The 1535-nt window shown below is 60.3% G+C and carries 1 pseudogene; it reads left to right on the forward strand.

Going from position 1 to position 1535, the window contains the following annotated elements:
- A pseudogene (locus AC1DT3_RS20705) lies at window positions 1-1535 on the forward strand (hypothetical protein); the annotation flags it as partial.

Consider the following 1535-nt stretch of genomic DNA (forward strand, 5'->3'; position numbering starts at 1 on the left):
GGCAACAGCGGCGTCACGACCTTCACCTTCACGGTGACCCGCGCCAATCCGGACGGAGACGTTACGGTCGATTGGGACTTGGCTAACCTCGGCGCCGCAGGACAGGCCGTGCTCGGCGACTTCAATGGCCCCACGAGCGGTACATTGACGTTCACTGGAACGGAGACGACGAAGACGATCGAGATTTCCGTCGTCGGCGACGTGGACTTCGAAGTGAACGAGGTGTTCTCGGTCAAACTGACCAATGCCACGGCCGGCGTCGTATTTCTCAGCGACAGTGCGTCGAGCACCATCATCAACGACGATGTCATGGCGATCTACAAGATCCAGGGCAGGGGGCACGCGTCCGACCAGGTCGGCAAGGATGTTCTCACCACCGGCATCATCACCGGCATCCAGATGACGGGAACCACGCGTGGATTCTACATCCAGGATCCGAACGGCGACGGGGACGCCAGCACGTCCGACGCCATCTTCGTCTTCCGCGGCGCCAACTGGATTCCGGATGTGGAGATCGGCGACGCCGTGACCGTGAAAGGCAAGATCGCCGAATTCAAATCCACCTCGCGCCCCGACGATCTCACCCTGACGCAGTTCGGCACCGACGCGACCGTCGCCGTCACCTCGAAGCACAATGCCTTGCCCGAAGCCGTTGTTCTCGGTCCCAACGGCTTGCTTCCTCCGACAGGCGACGTTCAAGCGGCCGCGGCGTTCTACGAGAGCATCGAAGGCATGCGCGTCACGGTCCAACCGACTCGCGTTGTCGGCGCCACCAATGATTTCGGCGAGATCTGGGCGGTCATCGAGGGAGCCTACGACACATCGAGCCTCACCGGTCGGGGTGGCTTGTCCACATCGTCGACGGATTTCAATCCGGAACGCATCCAGTTCGACAACATCCGCGACAGCATGTCGATGCCGTTCGTCGATATCGGTGCGAAACTGGCGGCTGTGTCCGGCATCATGACCTATGGGTTCTCATCCTACGAGGTCCTGGTCACGTCGACGCCGATCGTGACTTCTCAATCGACGCTTCAGCCGGAGGTCACAACCGTCACTGCGTCGAACGAATTCTTCCTGTCCTTCGCCAACTACAACGTCGAGAACCTCGATCCCAACGACGATGACGGCGATGCCGATATCGACAATGGACATTTTGCGAAGATCGCGAGCCAGATCGTCGACAATCTGGGCGCTCCTCACGTCATCGCGCTGCAGGAGATTCAGGACGACAGCGGCTCGGTCGACAACGGCGTCACATCCGCCGACGTCACCCTGCAAAAACTCGTCGACGCCATCGTTCTGGCGGGCGGGCCTCGCTACAAGTTCGCCTATCTTTCACCGGACAACAACAAGGACGGCGGGCAGACCGGCGGCAATATCCGGCAGGCCTTCCTTTACAATGACGACGTCGTCGATCTCGTTGACGGCTCATTGCAGCGCATCGTGGATCCCGATCCGCTTACCAACGACGCGTTCGAGGCAAGCCGGAAGCCGCTCGTCGCGCAATTCTCCTTCAACGGAGAGATCTATAC

The organism is Microvirga sp. P4_G7 (assembly GCF_056401005.1).